Below are 16755 nucleotides of genomic sequence, written 5' to 3' on the forward strand. Positions count from 1 at the left end.
TGTTTCGTGGCGGTTCATGTCTATTCCTAACAATAGTAATGCTGTAGCAAGTTTATCTAATTTACCTTTATCACCAAATGGTGCAAAGGTAATTTTAGGTACTAGTCTTGAACCGCAACAATTAGCTATACCAATAGCACCTAGCCCAATCACAATGTTTGGCCCTCGTGGGGCTTGTTTAACATCAGAAAATAAGTCATTGTGGGTGTCAGATACAGGACATCATCGATTATTAGGATGGCGGAATTTACCTAGTGAAGATAATCAACCGGCAGACTGGGTAATTGGACAACCAGACTTTTATCATGAAGGGCAGAATGCTAAAGGTAAGACAGGAAGAAACACGGTTAGCGTCCCCACCGGAATTTGTGTTTGTGGGCAAGGTTTAGCGGTGGCTGATGCTTGGAATCATCGAGTTTTGATTTGGCAAAATGTCCCAGAAGATAGCAATGTGCCAGCCGATTTGGTATTAGGACAGACTAATTTTATTGATAATGAACCTAATCGCGGCACTCAAAAAGCAACTGCCAATACAATGCACTGGCCTTATGGGGTTTTCTATCATCAAGGTAAGCTATTTGTGGCGGATACTGGTAATCGCAGGTTGTTAATTTGGCAGCAATTACCCACAGAAAATGGTCAGCCTGCGGATATAGTTCTGGGACAACCAGATATGATTTCTCGGAATGAGAATGGCGGTGCTTCTGCAACGGCGGCGAGTATGCGTTGGTGTCATGATATTGCAGTTTGGCATGATAATTTAGTTGTCGCTGATGCGGGTAATCATCGTGTGATGATTTGGCAAGGTATCCCCACAGAAAATAATACGCCTTGTGCAGTAGTGTTAGGACAAAATAGCTTTGATTTTGTAGAGATGAATCAAGGGGTGTATTGGCCGAGTGCGAGTAGTTTAAGTATGCCTTATGGGGTGGCGACGACTGGGGAATGGTTGCTGGTGGCGGATACGGCAAATTCGCGGTTGCTAGGATGGAAGCAGGCGAAATCTATATTATCATTGCAAGGTGCGATCGCTTCGGCAATTATTGGACAAAGTAGCTTTGCAAGTAAAAGCGAAAACCGCAATTACGGACTCCCGATGCGCGATAGTTTGAATTGGCCTTATGGTGTGAAAATTTGCGGGAATACGGCGGTAATTGCTGATTCTGGAAATAATCGGGTTTTATTGTGGGGGTTTGATGAGGAGAATTAAACGAACCGCAAAGGACGCAAAGGACGCGAAGAGAAGAATATGGCAAGTGAAGAAATCAGAGTTAGAGGTACTGTTCAGGGGGTGGGGTTTCGTCCGACTGTCTACCGTCTGGCTAAAGCTTGCGGGTTGCGGGGCGATGTTTGTAATGATGGAGAAGGTGTATTAATTCGTGTCTCTGGAAGTGAGGAAGCAATAGCTGAGTTTGTGGTGAGGTTACAGCAAGAATGTCCACCACTGGCAAAAATTCAAGAGTTAATCAGAACTCGATGTACACAAGAGTATAACTATGATGATTTTGTGATTTCGCCAAGTGTCAGCAACAAAATCAAAACCGACATCACACCAGATGCGGCGACTTGTCCCCAATGTCAAAAGGAAATTTTTGACCCCTTTAGTCGGTTTTACCGTTACCCTTTTACTAACTGTACTCATTGCGGCCCCCGTCTGAGTATTATTCGCGCTATTCCTTATGACAGATGTAATACCAGTATGTCTGCGTTTGTGATGTGCGCTGAATGTGCAGCAGAATACCACGATGTCGAAAACCGCAGATTTCACGCCCAACCTACAGCTTGCCATAGTTGCGGCCCTTCTGCTTGGCTAGAACGTGCTGATGGTAAACCTGTGACTGCTTCGATGTTTTCGATGATGGATGATGTGGATGCTGTTTGTACGTTGTTGCAAAAGGGTGAGATTGTTGCAATTAAGGGGTTAGGTGGGTTTCATTTGGCTTGTGATGCAACACATGAAGTTGCTGTGCAGAAATTACGTCAGCGTAAGCAACGTTATGATAAGCCTTTTGCTTTGATGGCGCGAGATTTGGCGGTAATTGAGGAATATTGTATTGTTGGTGAGAAAGAGAAGGCGTTATTAGTTAGTTCGGCTGCACCTGTTGTTTTGTTGCGGAGGAAAGAAGAAACGAACCGCAAAGGGCGCAAAGAGCGCGAAGGAGAGGAGGGAAGAGGAGTTACAGAGGGTTTTGGTATAAGTCTTATCAATAATAAAAATACTCAGCACTCAGCACTTAGCACTCAGCACTCTCCAGAAAACACTCAGCACTCAGCACTCACACTTCGACTTCTCCTGTCGGAGACGCTGCGCGAACGCTCAGTGTACAGCACTCAGCACTCCATAGCAGAATCTGTTGCACCAGGACAAAATACTCTCGGATTCATGTTACCTTATACGCCTTTGCATCATTTAATTTTGCGGCGGATGAATCGACCCATTGTGTTAACGAGTGGCAATATTTCTGATGAACCACAGTGTATTGATAATGATGCGGCGTTAGAAAAGTTGGGGAAGATTGCTGATTATTTTCTATTACATAATCGAGATATTGTTAATCGTATAGATGATTCTGTCGTGCGGGTTGTTGGAGAGAAAATCCAAATCGTTCGTCGTGCTAGAGGATACGCACCAGCACCGATTAATTTACCACCAGGATTTGAGCAAGTACCGCCAATTTTAGCAATGGGGAGTGAGTTAAAAAATACTTTTTGTTTGTTGCGTGATGGTGAGGCAATTTTATCGCAACATTTAGGTGATTTAGAAAATGCGGCGGCGTTTAATGCTTATCAGGAAACGCTGAATTTATACTTGAATTTATTTGAGCATAAACCAGAAGCGATCGCCATCGATAAACACCCTGAATATCTTTCTAGTAAATTTGGTAAAGAACTCGCCACGGCTAATCAAATTCCTCTGCATCAAATTCAACATCATCACGCCCACATTGCTGCTTGTCTGGCGGAAAATAACATTGCTTTAAATACATCACCAGTTGTAGGTATTGCTTTTGATGGTTTGGGTTATGGCGAAGATGGCACACTTTGGGGCGGAGAATTTCTGCTGGCTGACTACCGTCAATTTCAGCGACTAGCAACATTTAAACCAGTGGCGATGATAGGTGGTGAACAAGCAATTTACCAACCCTGGCGTAATACTTATGCCCATTTAATCTCAGCAAATCTTTGGGAGCAATGCCAACAAGAATATCCTGATTTAGAAATATTAAAATTTCTGAAAAAAAAGCCATTACAATTACTCAATCAAGTTATAGAAAAAAACATTAACTCGCCTCCAGCCTCATCAATCGGGCGATTATTTGATGCGGTAGCCGCCGCTATTGGTATTTGTACTGAAGCATGTAGCTATGAAGGACAAGCTGCGATCGCCTTAGAATCTTTAGTTGATGTTAACATCTTAAACAATCATAAAGAAAAGCTAATTTATCCCTTTAATTTTAACTTTTCCGATAATATCTATTGTATAGACTCAGCACCAATGTGGTCTGCTTTACTCAGTGATTTGCAGCAACAAATTCCCCAATCAGTCATCGCTACTAAATTTCACCAGAGTTTAGCTCATATTACAGTAAAAATGGTTAAGCTTCTGTGTCAAGAATATCAAATTCAGCAAGTAGTTCTCACAGGAGGAGTATTTCAAAATACTATCTTATTACAGTTAGTCACTCAACATTTACAAGCCTCTAATATTAACGTACTAACTCATAGCTTAGTTCCTACTAACGATGGCGGTTTATCGTTAGGACAAGCCATAATTACAGCCGCAAAATTAATTACAAATTATTAACGCTTCTTCTCTGCGCCCTCCGCGCCTCTGCGGTTCGCTATAAAAGGAAAATACAAATGTGCTTAGGAATTCCTGGACAAATTGTCGAAATTACCGACACTCAGAAAAAATTAGCCATTGTGAATGTTGCTGGTGTCAAACGTCAAGTTAACATCGCTTGCATCGTCGATGAACAACATACGCCCGAAGCTTGTTTAGGAGATTGGGTATTAGTTCACGTTGGTTTTGCGATGAATCGAATTAATGAGGAAGAAGCTGCGGAGACATTAAAATTATTAGCAGAAATCGCCGCTATGAGTTAGAGATTTTAACGCAGAGTTTATACAGTAAATTAGCCCTATATTTTATGAAATACGTTGACGAATTTCGGGAACCCGAAAAAGCCCATGCCCTACAAAAAGAGATAGTAAAAATCAGCCGCCAAATAGAAAAACATATCAAAATTATGGAAATCTGTGGCGGACATACTCACTCTATTTTTAAATACGGTATTGAAGAAATTCTGCCCGACAATATTGAATTAATACATGGGCCTGGTTGTCCAGTCTGTGTCATGCCAAGGGGAAGATTAGATGATGCGATCGCTATCTCCCAACATCCTAACGTCATCTTGGCAACATTTGGCGACACCATGCGCGTTCCCGGTTCCAAAGACAGCCTACTGCAAGCCAAAGCCAAAGGCGCAGATATTCGTATGGTGTACTCGCCCTTAGATAGCTTACAACTCGCCAAAGATAACCCCAACAAAGAAGTAGTCTTCTTCGCCCTCGGCTTTGAAACCACAGTTCCCAGCACAGCTTTTACCATCCTCCAAGCTGATGCAGAAAACATACATAACTTTAGTATGTTTTGCAATCATGTATTAGTTATTCCCGCCCTCAAAGCACTACTAGATAACCCAGATTTACAACTAGATGGATTTGTTGGCCCTGGTCATGTCAGTATGGTAATTGGTACTGACCCCTATCAATTTATCGCCCAACAATATCATAAACCAATAGTTGTTTCTGGTTTTGAACCCCTAGACATTCTCCAATCAGTTTGGATGTTATTAAAACAGCTAGTAGAAAATCGTTACGAAGTCGAAAACCAATATAACCGACTTGTCGAAAAAGCTGGAAATCAAATAGCACTAAAAGCGATGAATCAAGTTTTTGCTGTACGCGAAACTTTTGAATGGCGTGGTTTAGGAGAACTACCAAATTCTGGCTTAAAAATTCGTCCTGAATATAGCCAATTTGATGCTGAAGTAAAATTTACCATCCCTAATCAAAAAGTTGCTGACCATAAAGCTTGTAAATGTGGCGAAATTCTCAAAGGAGTTTTAAAACCGTGGGAATGTAAAGTATTTGGTACAGCCTGCACCCCAGAAACACCGATAGGTACTTGCATGGTTTCCTCGGAAGGTGCTTGTGCAGCTTATTACAAATACGGACGCTTCTCTAATTTCACGCAAAAAAAAGTAACTGAAAAACAAACAGCAACCCTAACTTCATAACCTAATATAAGAGTGAGCAATCCGCACTCTACAACACAAAAATTTTAGGATTGGAGTAGGAATTTATGCCTTTTGTTACAGTCAAAATTGCCCGTGGTCATTCCATCGAAAAAAAACGGCATCTAGTCGAAGCTATTACTAACGCCCTAGTCACATCCTTAGATACTAAACCAGAATGGATAACCATTCACATTGATGAATTTGAACGTGAAAATTGGGCTGTCAACGGTATCTTACACTGCGATAGACATCGCGGTAGACATGACGAAACCGGCAGATAAAACTAGTTAGAAGGCAGGAGGCAGGAATTAGTAGATATTAATAGTTATTTAATAATAAACAACTTTTTATCTCTATTACCTGTAACCTGTCACCTATCACCTACTATAAATTTCTATCATAAATTATTTTAATCAATTCTATATGGATTTATCATCATCAAATCAATTACAAAATCCCCTGTTTCAAAAAATTGAACAAGTCCGTCGTCGCCAAGCAAAAATTCGAGATAGTCACATAAATTTATCACATGGTAGTGGCGGTAAAGCCATGCGTGATTTAATTGATGATGTCTTCATACAGAGTTTTGATAATCCCATTCTTTCCCAATTAGAAGACCAAGCCAGCCTTAATTTAGCCAATCTTTTACAACAAGGAGATAGACTCGCATTTACCACAGATTCTTATGTTGTAGACCCGTTATTTTTCCCTGGTAGCGATATTGGAGAATTAGCAATTAACGGCACAGTTAATGATTTAGCTGTTAGCGGTGCAAAACCGTTATATCTTACCTGTAGCGTCATTTTAGAAGAAGGTTTACCCCTAGAAACTCTACGGCGTGTAGTAGCCAGTATGCAAGCCGCCGCCAAAAATGCAGGCGTACAAATTGTCACAGGTGACACAAAAGTTGTGCATCGTGGCGCGGCTGATAAATTATTTATTAACACTGCTGGTATTGGTGTCATTCCCACAGGCGTGAATATTTCAGCACACAATATTCAACCAGGAGATGCCATTATTATTAACGGCGAATTAGGAAATCATGGTACAGCAATTTTAATTGCCCGTGGTGAATTAGCCTTAGAAACTGATATTAATAGTGATTGCCAACCCTTACATAGTCTAGTTGCAACCATCCTCAACGTTTGCCCCGAAATTCATGCCATGCGGGATGTAACACGCGGCGGTTTAGCCACAGTATTAAATGAATTTGCCCTCACCTCTAATGTTGGCATTCGCCTGGATGAAAAATCAATTCCTATTAGAGAAGAAGTCAAAGGAGTTTGCGAAATTTTAGGTTTAGACCCCTTATACTTAGCCAACGAAGGTAAATTAGTCGTAGTAGTAAAACATGATTACGCCGACAAAGTTTTAGCAGCCATGAAAACGCATCCAGCAGGCAAAGATGCTTGTATAGTCGGTGAAGTTATCGCCTCACCTCCCGGCGTTGTCTTCCTTAAAACAACCTTTGGTGCTGAACGAATTGTAGATATGCTAGTAGGCGACCAACTACCAAGAATTTGTTAGATATTAAACTCCTCTCCGCGCCTCTGCGCCTCTGCGTGAAACAAAAACTATGCACGAACTAGGAATAACCCAAAATATAGTAGCCATCGTCACCGAACACGCCAAAGGTATGAAAGTACAGAAAGTAGTCTTAGAAATTGGCAAACTTTCAGCCATTATGCCTGATGCGATTAAATTTTGTTTTGATATTTGCTCAAAAGACACACTTTTAGAAAATTCCCTATTAGAAATTATCGAAATACCAGGATTAGCTAAATGTCATCAATGCGGGACAGAAATTGCTCTTGATAAGCCTTTTGGTGTTTGCCAATGTGGTAGCGTGCAACTTGATTTAATAACTGGTGAAGAACTCAAAATTAAAGAAATAGAAATAGAGGAAATATGTGTGTAACTTGCGGTTGTTCTGATGATGCTGAAGGCAAAATTACAAATCTCCAAACAGGTGAAGTTAATCACCATCACGACCATCATACCCACACTCACACTTTACCCGATGGCACTGTGATTACCCATACCCATCATCATGATGAAGCACCACAAATTCATGCTAAAATTCATGGCACAACTATATCTTTAGAACAAGATATTTTAGCAAAAAATAATTTATTAGCAGCCCAAAACCGGGGATGGTTTAAGGGTCGAAATATTCTCGCCTTAAATTTGATGAGTTCTCCCGGTGCAGGCAAAACAACATTATTAACTCGCACTATTAATGATTTAAAACAGCAATTACCAATTAGTGTAATTGAAGGCGACCAAGAAACTACTAATGATGCTCAAAAAATTAAAGAAACAGGCTGTAAAGTTGTGCAAATCAACACAGGTACAGGCTGTCATTTAGATGCGTCGATGATAGAAAGAGGTGTACAACAACTCAACCCGCCACTAAATTCTGTAGTGATGATTGAGAATGTGGGTAATTTGGTTTGTCCGGCTTTATTTGATTTGGGAGAACAAGCAAAAGTTGTAATTCTATCTGTCACGGAGGGAGAAGATAAACCGATAAAATATCCCCACATATTCCGCGCCAGTGAGATGATGATTCTTACCAAAGTTGATTTATTGCCTTACGTGCAGTTTGATGTGGAACGTTGCATTGAATATGCTAAACAAGTGAACCCACATATACAGGTTTTTCAGGTGTCGGCGATGACTGGTGAGGGTTTAGATAATTGGTACAAGTGGTTGACGGAAAAGGTTGCGATGTCGATACCAGTTTGAATTGTATTCACGCAGAGGCGCGGAGAGTAAGAGTTATCTGAGTGAAATGAGATATGCGATCGCAAAAATCATAAATACCGACCTAAAGTCTATAATTGCGATCGCTAAATTAATTACCCTACATTTACTCTAAAAAATAAGTTCCTAACTCTTTGATTCTTTCTACCCAATTTTTCACTTCAGCAGCTACTTGATACTTCCATTGGATTTGAAGCACTTCTCTTGTATAAGAATCATCAAATATAACTTTGTCTTTGTTGTCAAAGACTGGCGCAACAAATTCTACCCCAGCAGCTTGGGCAAATAAATTGGACATTTGGCTAATGCTTAAATTTTCCGGTGCTGCTAGATAATGTCCTCCTCTCATACCTTTTCGTGCAGCAGCAATGTAGCAGTCTGCTAAATCATCCACATGAACCCACGCCGTCATAAAATCTGGTGGAAATGGCTGATGTCCTTGGTGTGGTTTACCTGTAATGAACTGCTGAATTGCAAAATCCCAGAAACTGCCACGAGTTGGCGCAGAACCATAAACTGATGCCGGATACAAAATGGAAGCGTTACCTCCATCGCTGATATATTTTTCTACTAGCGCATCTTTCATAACATTTACGCCCACTAGCAATTCAATACACACTAAATATTCGGGTCTTATATAATCTTTTGGCGGAGGTGTTTCGGTAATTCTTCCACCATCAGCAGTAATCAAAGAGAAATTTCCACTGGTGGCAATTACATGAATATCTGGTGAAACTGCCTTAGCACCGTGTAAAGCGGCTTCTAATGAGAGGCGGTCTTGAGCAAATTGAGCTTCTTTCGTTGCCTCTGGAGGCATGTGCCAAGCAACATTAATCACTGTTGTAATATTGTGCTGGCGAATTGCTTGGGCAACATCATTGCTAGAAAAGCTGTCTTCTTGAGAGCGAATTATTTCTTTACAGAAAGGTTTGATAACGTTAACATCACTACTTGGCCTCACAAGTGCGAATACCGCGAAATCTTCTGTTTGGGAAAACTTACGGCACAATGCCCCGCCAATGTAGCCGGTTGCACCTAAAATCAAGACATTCTTTACGTAAGAACTTTTTGCCGATGAAATTTCTGGGTTGTCTGACATATTTTGGGTACCTACATCCTGACTTCAAAGCTGAAGTTTTTATCATCGCAGTATTTTGCTGTGTTGACGATTTACTGGTATAAATTACCGAAGCCTAAGCTTTTAATGCGTATGCAAAATCTATAAATGTGTTCGCTGAAATAGAAAATGCGATCGCAAAAATAACAAATGCGTATGCAAAATCTATAAATGTGTTTGCTGAAATAGAAAACGCGATCGCAAAAATAACAAATGCGTATGCAAAATCTATAAATGTGTTCGCTGAAATAGAAAACGCGATCGCAAAAATAACAAATGCGTATGTAAAATCTATAAATGTGTTCGCTGATATAGAAAATGCGATCGCAAAAATAACAAATGCGTATGTAAAATCTATAAATGTGTTCGCTGATATAGAAAATGCGATCGCAAAAATAACAAATGCGTATGCAAAATTTATGGATGAGTTCGCTGAAATAGAAAACGCGATCGCACCGAAGTGGTTGGTTTCGACTTCGCTCAACCAACCCCACGCCCTGAGCTAACCCCCGCCCTGAGCTAACCCCCGCGCCATGAGCTAATCTCGCGCCCTGAGCGAAGTCGAAGGGCATCACTCATGCTACATTATTTTCTGGATTATCACCCCGCATCACCATTACCATACTCATAAGAATCGCAGACAAAGTTTAAATCTTGTCAAACTGGTGAATAATCGCCTTTGAGAGTATTGGCACGTTGAAAATTTGCCTGAGACATTCTGTTGCTACGATGAAAATCACGAACGTCTAAATTTTAAGCGATCGCACAACACAATTTTTCAGTTACGCTACTAAATTTGTTGGGTTGCTCTCAAACTCTTAGTCTCCGCGTCTCTGCGCCTCTGCGTGAGACAAAAATCATCTCGTCAGCAACACCAAACATAAAAACACAGATGCACATTGTCACCTGTGTTTATCTATATATATCTGCGTTAAGCGAGATTCAACACCTTGCGTAACAGTGCTTGGTCTTCGATTTTCGCTTTGAGGCGACCATTTTCCACATCTCGAATCCAGCTTTGGCTTTTACCGGTGAGTTTGGCTAATTCCCGTTGGGAAAGATTTAAATTTTTGCGGGCTTCTAAAATCTGTTCGCCAACTAAATCGCCTGTAAGTCTGACTCGTCTTCGGTTTTTGATAGTGCGTCGTTGCTTCTTTTCCGAGTCAGAAATTTGCTGTTCCCATTCTGGCGGGAGTTCAAATGACAAAATCCGCGCGTTCATCAACAGGTTCCACTTACCACGGGGGCCGGAATCTGTTAGGCGGGTTTCGCCACCACCATCGTTAATCCAAAATTCTAAGGCTTCGTCTGGATCTTCAGGTATGCCCATTAACTTCGCCCACAATGGTTGAATTTCTAAGGGGTAAGTTACTGGGTCAAACATGGGTTTAACTCCCAAATGATTCAGCACTTCTAAATCACTTTCAAATGTCCGCAATAATCGTTTGCGTTCTTCTCGCTGTCGGGAAGCTAGAGTAACTTTTTCCTCACCATAAGCAATGCGTAACAAGGTAGGAACAGTGATGCGTTGTTCTCTACCCATCTTGGTTTTGAATAATAACCACAACATGAGTCGGACTGCGCCTTCGTGTTGTTGCCAAATACTCATAACGGTGGTGAGCAAGGTTTTGGGCAAACTACCGTATTGGTAAAAGGCGCTACGCTCTTTACAGGCTTGTTTGTTGAGGAAATGCTGCGCCCAAATTCCGGCGCGAATTTTGAAGGTTAGCCCAACTAGGTATTTACAGCCTATGTCATCTTCTTGGAAGTGGTGTTGGATATGGACTAAGTGCCACAAGCGAGATTGAGTAACTGAAAATCCTTTGACGCGCCCTTGTTGTGGCCAGTCAATAGATATTAACAGCGAGCAAGCTTGTTGGACAAGATTTTTCATTAAGGTGAGTTTGGCAGTTTTACTTAGGTCTTTGCGCTTTTCTAGCCCTAAATATTTTTCTATTTGCCGTTCATCTAGCGAAAATTCTTGCTCCCAAGGTTGTTCTAAGGTTGTGGCGTAGGCGGCAAATATTAAATGGATACAAGCCGCCCGAATATCCATTGTCTCGATCGCTTCTAAATTAGTGATACGATCGCTAACTTGGAAGGGATGTTGAATGTGAAAAGCAATTGTGCCTTTGCCTTGGCTGACTTGTCGGCTGTAAGATAAATATCCTTCTGCGTCTTGTTCCCAATTTAAAGATGTGCGTTGAGCCAATACATTACACGCCTCCCAAATTGCGATCGCTGAAGCAAAAGGGTTATTCTTCCCATTAGAAAATAAATCCGGGCTAGTAGCGTCTCGCGGTTCAACTTTACATCTCCCCTTTTTCGCTTGCCACGGTATAGGCGAATTTGTCGGACAAGCTATTACACATTGCGGTTCTGGATAATAGCCCTCACAATTGTTACACAGACAAGGATCAATCCAATATTCATCGTCTTCTAACTGAATCGCACCCGTAGGACATTGGGGACGGCAGTTATCACATCCAACGCAACTGTTGTTAGGAATTGTATACGGCATAAAACTTCTTCCCACCTAATCGTTGAGATGTTTGGCTCAAGTCTCCCCTGGATGTGTCCTGTTTATTTCAGGACTTACGCACCAACATTGTCAGTGGAGACTGGGTGTGGGGGTGAAAGGGTATAGGGTTAAGGGGTTTTGAATAAGTACACACGCCACTTGGCTCAAGTCGGGAAACCCACCCATGCCAGTAGCTCCCCTACACCCTTACACCCTTCCCACAATCCTTGATTTTTCGTCTCACTGCGTAAGTCCTATTTTTATCACTCGCAACCACATTAATTACCTAGCAAGAAGTAAATTTTCTTGCTGCGATAATTGCCCACATCCATATTCAGACTTAGTATCCAAGTAGAGGCTCAATTAGGCTTTTCAGCCCAGCCGAATCTTTATTGTTCATTAACTATAAATTTCATAAATATTTAGATGATTTTGTTCATCATGAGCTTAGGAAATTTTCTTAAGCTTTCACATTTTTTTAATTACTAACCTTTAATGCTTGGCTGCAAAACCTTAACCCAAGGATTTTTGCTGAATTTTTATACACACAATCATTTAGCAGAATCCCATTTATTAATAATTTTAATATTTAATATCAAGCTAACTGCTGCTACAAAAATCACATTTTTAATTAAAATGCTCAAACCACCTGCTACTCCATCGATTTGGGCATTTTTATTGCTAAATAACAATACGTTGCTAATACAAATTGCAAATATATTTATGTAATGAAAGAACATAAGTTTTGTATAGTGATTTACTGTCTTTTTGATATCGGTCAAAAGCTGCAAAAGAATTGCATTATTAATTCAGGCAGTAATTAACTTTAAGGTAATTGATTTAACTAAATAAAAGACTCATATTTTATTTCTGAAATACACGTAGGATGTGTTAGCGACAGCGTAACACTTCTACTTCAAAGCTTTTGGTGCGTTACGGCTTACGCCTAACACACCCTACTTGATTAGAATTATGATTAAAAAAGATATGAATTATTGCTATAAAGTCTCATTTAAATAATCAAAATAAACCTGAAAATAGATTAAAAGTCATCAAACTTTAATGAAAAAAAAATTAATCGTTTCACAACAAAACAAAACAATTAGATTAAGTTAGTATGAAATTAAGTACAAACGATTAGATAGGCGAAATCGCCAAAGGTTTATTCATGGCAACACTAACAGGATTGACATTTGGAGGTAAACCCTGGACACCTAAATTTGCCCAGGAGATTGACAAAGATAAATGTATCGGCTGTGGCAGATGTATTAAAGTGTGTGGGTATAGTGTGCTGGATTTAAAAGCACTCAATGAAGAAGGTGAATTTGTCGAAGATGAAGAAGATGATGAAATCGAGCGCAAAGTCATGGTAGTTGCTCATCCAGAGAACTGCATTGGTTGTGAAGCTTGCTCTCGGATTTGTCCTAAGAACTGCTACACCCACGCTGAATTGAACAACTAAATATTGGCGGAAGCTGCAAAGTTGTTGTTTTGGTAAGGGGGTACTCAGCAAGGTAAATTGAGGGGAATTTATATAGCAGGTGACAGGTAACAGGTGACAGATGACAGGGTTATAATCCTGGGTTTGTTAAGTGGAGCATCTGTAAATTTACTAAACCATGTCTCAAGTGCTATTTAATTACTAGGACTGGTGAAAAAGTTCGTAGTAAACAAATGCGTAAATTGTAAATTGTTACTTATTAACTAAATCATACTTGCTGCTATTTTGAGTGTTCAATATGAGAACTAATAGTACCCTCTGACAACAACTATTACTGTTGGTATAACTAGAAGGCACTCTTGTCGAATTCATTAGAAATATTGTTAAGTTTTTGGGGGAAGGATCTGAAGAGATTTGGAAAATTCCCCCAAGTTTTACATTATGTCAGATACAACATTAATAAGTAGAACTCAAAAGTCAAAAATCAAATATCGACAGAATTTGATTATAAGCTTTTGTACTGATTTCAATCGTGAAGTTAGGTGTGTTACTGAAGTATCAAAAAATGAATTTACAAAGATAAATTTCCTACTTCAGATTTCATACTAGCCTGCGGCAATTCGCTGCGCGTCTACACACTTCAAACTTCATACTTACAGGAGCTTTTATGCAACAAATTCCTGTTTCACTATGGACGCTAGTTGCTGGCATGGCAGTTACAGCGTTTAGTGTTTGGGTTGGTCACAACCACGCACTACTACCAGAACAAGCATCACAACAAGCGCCTTTGGTAGATGGATTTTTCAACATCATGTTTACCATTGCGATCGCTTTATTTCTGGTTGTAGAAAGCACCATTCTGATTTTTTTAGTAAAGTTTCGTCGCCGTCGTGGTGACGAAACCGATGGTTTACCAATAGAGGGCAATGTTCCTTTAGAAATTTTCTGGACAGCTATCCCATCAGTGATTGTGATTGGCTTAGGCATCTATAGCGTAGATGTCTTTAATCAGATGGGTGGTTTGGAACCAGGAAGTCACGCCCATTCTCCGGCTCATGTTGCCCATAGTTCTGGAACTGCCCTAGCTGCTACCCTCAATGATATCCCAGAACCAACTTCAGCCCCAAGCATTGGCCTTGGTGCGAGTCGGGGAGAAAGCAAACCTGCGGATTTGGTAGTAAACGTTACCGGAATGCAATTTGCTTGGATTTTCGAGTATCCCAATGGTGGCGTTACCACGGGTGAGTTACATATTCCTGTAGGTGCTGATGTGCAGTTGAATTTGTCAGCCCAGGATGTGATTCACGCCTTTTGGGTTCCGCAATTCCGGGTGAAACAAGATGCGCTTCCCGGTATCCCCACTCAATTGCGCTTCACCGCCACTAAAACAGGTACTTATCCCGTCGTGTGTGCGGAACTTTGTGGTGGCTATCACGGTTCCATGCGATCGCAAGTCATCGTCCACACACCAGAAGCATACGATAGCTGGTTGAAAGAAACTCAACTCGCTCAAAAACCAGACTTGCAAAAAGCGATCGCCGTTAATCCCGCCGACTTATCACCCTCCGAGTTCCTTGCGCCTCACATCCAACACCTGGGCGTGAGTGCAGCAACTCTAGAGTCAATAGTCAAAGGTCAATAGAAAGTATGAAGTGTGAAGTATGAAGTATGAAATTTTTTTATCCTTCATTACTTTAGGCTTCTTTGTTCAAGAGTCAACGGTAAAGAACGAATGACCAATGACAAATGACTCATGACAAATGACCAATGACAAAGGACAAACTTATGACACAAACAGAATTACCTCGGAATACACCGCCCGATAAAAATCCACAAGTAGCCGTTACCCATACCGCACATCCTAAAAAATGGAAATGGTACGACTACTTCACCTTCAACATTGACCATAAGGTGATCGGGATTCAGTATCTAGTCACAGCGTTTTTGTTTTACCTGATCGGTGGATTGATGGCGATCGCCATTCGCGCCGAACTCGCCACCCCAGATGCGGATATCCTCGATCCCAACTTATATAACGCCTTCATGACCAACCACGGGACAATCATGATTTTCCTGTGGATTGTTCCCAGTGCGATTGGGGGATTTGGCAACTATCTAGTACCGTTGATGGTTGGTGCTAGAGATATGGCATTCCCCAAACTGAATGCGATCGCTTTTTGGTTAAACCCACCAGCCGGATTATTGCTGTTGCTGAGTTTCCTGTTTGGTGGTTCTCAATCAGGTTGGACAGCTTACCCACCACTGAGTTTAGTTACCGCGCCAGTTGCCCAATCTCTATGGATTTTGGCAATTGTCTTAGTCGGTACTTCCTCAATTTTGGGTTCCCTAAACTTTGTCATCACCATCTTAATGATGAAAGTTCCCAGCCTGAAATGGGATCAACTACCCTTATTCTGCTGGGCAATCTTAGCCACTTCCGTATTAGCACTTCTCTCTACACCTGTGTTAGCTGCGGGTTTAGTGTTGCTATTATTTGACATCAACTTCGGCACATCCTTCTTTAAACCAGATGCAGGCGGTAACGTTGTTATCTATCAACACCTTTTCTGGTTCTATTCTCACCCGGCAGTATATCTGATGATTCTGCCAATTTTCGGCATCATGTCCGAGGTGATTCCCGTTCACGCCCGTAAACCAATTTTCGGATATAAAGCGATCGCTTATTCCAGCGTCGCCATCTGCGTCGTCGGGTTGTTCGTCTGGGTACACCACATGTTTACCAGTGGTACACCCGGTTGGATGCGGATGTTCTTCACAATTTCTACCCTCATCGTTGCTGTTCCCACTGGCGTAAAAATATTTGCTTGGGTTGCGACCCTCTGGGGTGGAAAAATCCGCTTTACCAGTGCCATGCTATTTGCGATCGGCTTATTGTCGATGTTCGTTATGGGTGGTTTAAGCGGCGTAACAATGGGAACAGCCCCCTTTGATGTTCACGTCCACGATACTTACTATGTAGTCGGACACTTCCACTACGTCTTATTTGGTGGTTCCGTATTTGGGATTTACGCAGGTATATATCACTGGTTCCCCAAAATGACCGGACACAAGCTAAACGAATTTTTGGGACGGGTTCATTTTGCCCTCACCTTCATCGGGACAAACCTTACCTTCTTACCGATGCACGAATTAGGTTTACAAGGTATGCCCCGACGAGTCGCCATGTATGACCCCCAATTCACTAGCTTGAATGAAATTTGTACCATCGGCGCATTCATCTTAGGCTTATCAGTCATCCCCTTTACCATCAACATACTGTGGAGTTGGAGTAGAGGCGAAGTTGCAGGTGATAATCCTTGGCGGGCTTTAACCCTAGAATGGACAACCAGTTCACCTCCATTGATTGAAAACTGGGAAGTTTTACCCGTAGCCACTCACGGCCCCTACGACTACGGCCATAGCCCCGAAGCACAACCCACCGCAACACCTGAAGTGAGTGCGTAAATAACTACCTCCGCGATACTTTGCGTTCACACCAGTCTAATTACCCCCCTTAATCCCCCCTTGGAAAGGGGGGAGATCGGAAAATCTAGTTCCCTCCCTTTTATAAGGGGAGATCGGAAAATCTAGTTCCCTCCCCTTTCCA

15 protein-coding genes are annotated in these 16755 nt (G+C 41.4%); 12 read left to right on the plus strand and 3 right to left on the minus strand.

Translation table 11 applies throughout. The features are described 5' to 3' along the window. The first annotated feature begins 16 nt into the window (after positions 1–16). The 8 genes from H6G77_RS00680 to hypB all read left to right on the plus strand — a co-directional run bounded on the left by H6G77_RS00680 (position 17) and on the right by hypB (position 8051). Positions 17–1210 carry a hypothetical protein gene (locus H6G77_RS00680; protein ID WP_190870573.1) on the plus strand — a complete coding sequence of 398 codons (1194 nt, stop codon included), beginning with the start codon at positions 17–19 and terminating at the stop codon, positions 1208–1210. Positions 1211–1249: 39 nt separating this feature from the next. Beyond that, positions 1250–3805 (plus strand): carbamoyltransferase HypF, encoded by a 2556-nt coding sequence (gene hypF / locus H6G77_RS00685; RefSeq protein WP_190870574.1) that lies wholly within the window; start codon positions 1250–1252, stop codon positions 3803–3805. A 56-nt stretch (positions 3806–3861) separates the two neighbouring features. After that, positions 3862–4107: a HypC/HybG/HupF family hydrogenase formation chaperone gene (locus H6G77_RS00690; RefSeq protein ID WP_190587814.1), complete on the plus strand. Its 246-nt coding sequence runs from the start codon at positions 3862–3864 to the stop codon at positions 4105–4107. 44 nt (positions 4108–4151) lie between these two features. Continuing rightward, positions 4152–5303 carry a hydrogenase formation protein HypD gene (hypD, locus tag H6G77_RS00695; RefSeq protein ID WP_190587815.1) on the plus strand — a complete coding sequence of 384 codons (1152 nt, stop codon included), beginning with the start codon at positions 4152–4154 and terminating at the stop codon, positions 5301–5303. A 65-nt stretch (positions 5304–5368) separates the two neighbouring features. Continuing rightward, positions 5369–5584, plus strand: a complete 216-nt coding sequence (locus tag H6G77_RS00700) for a 4-oxalocrotonate tautomerase family protein (RefSeq protein ID WP_015111665.1) — start codon at positions 5369–5371, stop codon at positions 5582–5584. A gap of 142 nt (positions 5585–5726) precedes the next feature. Continuing rightward, positions 5727–6830: a hydrogenase expression/formation protein HypE gene (gene hypE / locus H6G77_RS00705; RefSeq protein WP_190673636.1), complete on the plus strand. Its 1104-nt coding sequence runs from the start codon at positions 5727–5729 to the stop codon at positions 6828–6830. Positions 6831–6879: 49 nt separating this feature from the next. Then, complete coding sequence (locus H6G77_RS00710; RefSeq protein ID WP_190870575.1) at positions 6880–7221, plus strand: hydrogenase maturation nickel metallochaperone HypA; 342 nt, start codon at positions 6880–6882, stop codon at positions 7219–7221. Beyond that, positions 7212–8051, plus strand: coding sequence for a hydrogenase nickel incorporation protein HypB (hypB, locus tag H6G77_RS00715; RefSeq protein WP_190870576.1), 840 nt, complete (start codon positions 7212–7214; stop codon positions 8049–8051). The genes H6G77_RS00710 and hypB overlap by 10 nt, the downstream gene beginning before the upstream one ends. Before the next feature lie 124 nt (positions 8052–8175). Here the strand turns inward: hypB and H6G77_RS00720 are convergent, their stop codons facing one another. Continuing rightward, positions 8176–9168 (minus strand): NAD-dependent epimerase/dehydratase family protein, encoded by a 993-nt coding sequence (locus tag H6G77_RS00720; RefSeq protein ID WP_190870577.1) that lies wholly within the window; start codon positions 9166–9168, stop codon positions 8176–8178. Positions 9169–9296: 128 nt separating this feature from the next. Between H6G77_RS00720 and H6G77_RS00725 the strand changes: the two genes are divergently transcribed. Then, complete coding sequence (locus H6G77_RS00725) at positions 9297–9692, plus strand: hypothetical protein (RefSeq protein ID WP_190870578.1); 396 nt, start codon at positions 9297–9299, stop codon at positions 9690–9692. A 425-nt stretch (positions 9693–10117) separates the two neighbouring features. Here the strand turns inward: H6G77_RS00725 and H6G77_RS00730 are convergent, their stop codons facing one another. Both H6G77_RS00730 and H6G77_RS00735 read right to left on the minus strand, forming a co-directional pair. After that, entirely contained in the window at positions 10118–11707 is a 1590-nt protein-coding gene (locus H6G77_RS00730) for a helix-turn-helix domain-containing protein (protein WP_190587820.1), read from the minus strand. 551 nt (positions 11708–12258) lie between these two features. Beyond that, positions 12259–12489 (minus strand): hypothetical protein, encoded by a 231-nt coding sequence (locus tag H6G77_RS00735; RefSeq protein WP_206758049.1) that lies wholly within the window; start codon positions 12487–12489, stop codon positions 12259–12261. Between the two features lie 386 nt (positions 12490–12875). Here H6G77_RS00735 and fdxB point away from each other — a divergent pair, with 386 nt between their 5' ends. The 3 genes from fdxB (at position 12876) to ctaD (ending at position 16613) form a co-directional block, all read left to right on the plus strand. Next, entirely contained in the window at positions 12876–13169 is a 294-nt protein-coding gene (fdxB, locus tag H6G77_RS00740; protein WP_190587822.1) for a ferredoxin III, nif-specific, read from the plus strand. A gap of 646 nt (positions 13170–13815) precedes the next feature. Beyond that, a complete protein-coding gene (locus tag H6G77_RS00745) occupies positions 13816–14790 on the plus strand; it encodes a cytochrome c oxidase subunit II (protein ID WP_190870580.1) in 975 nt (324 codons plus the stop codon). A 143-nt stretch (positions 14791–14933) separates the two neighbouring features. Then, positions 14934–16613 carry a cytochrome c oxidase subunit I gene (gene ctaD / locus H6G77_RS00750; protein ID WP_190588300.1) on the plus strand — a complete coding sequence of 560 codons (1680 nt, stop codon included), beginning with the start codon at positions 14934–14936 and terminating at the stop codon, positions 16611–16613. Positions 16614–16755: the final 142 nt, after the last annotated feature.

Source organism: Aulosira sp. FACHB-615, from assembly GCF_014698045.1.
In the GTDB taxonomy this organism is placed as follows: domain Bacteria; phylum Cyanobacteriota; class Cyanobacteriia; order Cyanobacteriales; family Nostocaceae; genus Nostoc_B.

Bases quoted from the DNA above. Each gene is read 5' to 3' on its own strand.
- H6G77_RS00690 (WP_190587814.1), top strand. From the start codon at position 3,862: ATGTGCTTAGGAATTCCTGGACAAATTGTCGAAATTACCGACACTCAG.
- H6G77_RS00700 (WP_015111665.1), top strand. From the start codon at position 5,369: ATGCCTTTTGTTACAGTCAAAATTGCCCGTGGTCATTCCATCGAAAAA.
- H6G77_RS00730 (WP_190587820.1), bottom strand. From the start codon at position 11,707: ATGCCGTATACAATTCCTAACAACAGTTGCGTTGGATGTGATAACTGC.
- H6G77_RS00745 (WP_190870580.1), top strand. From the start codon at position 13,816: ATGCAACAAATTCCTGTTTCACTATGGACGCTAGTTGCTGGCATGGCA.
- hypF (WP_190870574.1), top strand. From the start codon at position 1,250: ATGGCAAGTGAAGAAATCAGAGTTAGAGGTACTGTTCAGGGGGTGGGG.
- H6G77_RS00710 (WP_190870575.1), top strand. From the start codon at position 6,880: ATGCACGAACTAGGAATAACCCAAAATATAGTAGCCATCGTCACCGAA.
- hypD (WP_190587815.1), top strand. From the start codon at position 4,152: ATGAAATACGTTGACGAATTTCGGGAACCCGAAAAAGCCCATGCCCTA.
- fdxB (WP_190587822.1), top strand. From the start codon at position 12,876: ATGGCAACACTAACAGGATTGACATTTGGAGGTAAACCCTGGACACCT.
- hypE (WP_190673636.1), top strand. From the start codon at position 5,727: ATGGATTTATCATCATCAAATCAATTACAAAATCCCCTGTTTCAAAAA.
- hypB (WP_190870576.1), top strand. From the start codon at position 7,212: ATGTGTGTAACTTGCGGTTGTTCTGATGATGCTGAAGGCAAAATTACA.
- H6G77_RS00680 (WP_190870573.1), top strand. From the start codon at position 17: ATGTCTATTCCTAACAATAGTAATGCTGTAGCAAGTTTATCTAATTTA.
- H6G77_RS00720 (WP_190870577.1), bottom strand. From the start codon at position 9,168: ATGTCAGACAACCCAGAAATTTCATCGGCAAAAAGTTCTTACGTAAAG.
- ctaD (WP_190588300.1), top strand. From the start codon at position 14,934: ATGACACAAACAGAATTACCTCGGAATACACCGCCCGATAAAAATCCA.